Here is a 1392-nt window from a genome sequence, read left to right as displayed (position 1 = left end):
CGGTTCGGCCCCCTAATTATGGAGACATTCTGCTAAAAACTCGTGTTTTCGCAGGATATCGTTTACAGCTTTATTTCTATCGGTTTTAGCTTGCCCGCTTTCCATGCGGCGTGGTATTGCTTGGGGCTCATGCGCTGCAAACTGCCATGAAAACGGCGCTCGTTGTAAAAATTAATATAGACTGCGACCGCTTCATAGGCTTCTTCAAACGTTTCAAAGTACCTTTTCGTATACAAATCTCTCTCCAAAATGCTGTGAAACGACTCAATGTAGGCGTTCATATTCGGCGTCTTTGGAGGAATACGCTCATGCTCCAGAGGACGCTGCGTTTCCGCACACAGCTCGCCAAAGGCAGCGCTTAGGAATTGCGGCCCATTATCGGAACGGATAACCGGTGAGGGGTCTCCAGGCTGTAAACGTCGGCCCAGAGCCTCCCTCAACGTGGCACAGACTTGCTTCGCCGTACAACTCGCTCCAACGTGGTAACCAACGATGCAGCGGTCAAACACATCGATCATATCAAAGATAAAAAAGAAGCGGTCGTAGCCATTAATGTATCCATATTTAATGTCAATTTGCCAAAGTTGGTTGGGGCGTGTGACCACTCGATTCCGCGCCAGCTGCCGAGGGTATTTTACGTTCCTCACCGGTTTCTTCTGAAGCAGCCCGAGCTTCTTGCACAGCCGGTACGCCTTCTTGTGGTTGAGGATTAAACCCTGCTGGACCGATAGGGCGTACGCCAAATTCCGGTAGCCATAGCCGTTCTCCTCGCCCTCTACCAGCTCACTCAGCCACTCTTCGATCTGTAGGTCACTCACCCGCAGACCGCCAGTAGTGAGGGAATAGGCGGGGATCGGACGACCCGAAGTCACTACCGCATCAGGGGCACTCAGAAGCCCCGGGAAACGTTTTTTATGCGCATAGTAGGTTGAGGGTTGAACCTCCACGATACGTAGAACAAGTGTAGCCGAATACCCCCGCTTTATCGCTTCGTCGGCCAATTCGAGTTTGTCTTGTAAGCGGGGTTGGCTTTTTTTAAGAGTTCACGCAGCAGTTCGATTTCCAGATCCTTTTCGCCCAGTAGCTTAATGGCCGTCTCCATCTTCGTCTCCAAGTCTTGGACACGCTCCGCATCTTCAATCCGTTCTTGGACGGACGGCGTAGCCTCTTCTCCAAATCGTTCCTTGTAGAACTTCACCCAATTGGCAATGGTGCTGGGAGAGACGGAATACTTTCGGGCCAGGAAGGAAACCTTGGTTCCATTGATCGCTTCTTGGGCCACCTTAATCCTCTGTTCGTCGTATAACTTGTTGCTTCTCATCGGCTCCACTCCCTCTTCTTAGTGTACCTCTTACATGTCAAGGTCTCCACTTTGATTAGGGGGCTTAAGAG

At 50.9% G+C, this 1392-nt stretch carries 2 protein-coding genes; both read right to left on the bottom strand.

The window, feature by feature from the left end; translation table 11 throughout:
* Nucleotides 1-62 precede the first annotated feature (62 nt).
* Complete coding sequence (locus QW71_RS40335; RefSeq protein ID WP_039310866.1) at nucleotides 63-1001, bottom strand: IS3 family transposase; 939 nt, start codon at nucleotides 999-1001, stop codon at nucleotides 63-65.
* Nucleotides 983-1321 (bottom strand): helix-turn-helix domain-containing protein, encoded by a 339-nt coding sequence (locus tag QW71_RS36020; protein WP_039310863.1) that lies wholly within the window; start codon nucleotides 1319-1321, stop codon nucleotides 983-985. The genes QW71_RS40335 and QW71_RS36020 overlap by 19 nt, the downstream gene beginning before the upstream one ends.
* Nucleotides 1322-1392: the final 71 nt, after the last annotated feature.

Source organism: Paenibacillus sp. IHB B 3415 (assembly GCF_000802655.2).
GTDB lineage: Bacteria > Bacillota > Bacilli > Paenibacillales > Paenibacillaceae > Paenibacillus_AQ > Paenibacillus_AQ phytohabitans.
The sequence above is the reverse complement of the archived record's forward strand: the minus strand, read 5'-3'. Positions and strand labels throughout refer to the sequence as shown.

Excerpts from the sequence above, each read along its gene's own strand:
- QW71_RS36020 (WP_039310863.1), bottom strand. The coding sequence starts at position 1,321 with ATGAGAAGCAACAAGTTATACGACGAACAGAGGATTAAGGTGGCCCAA.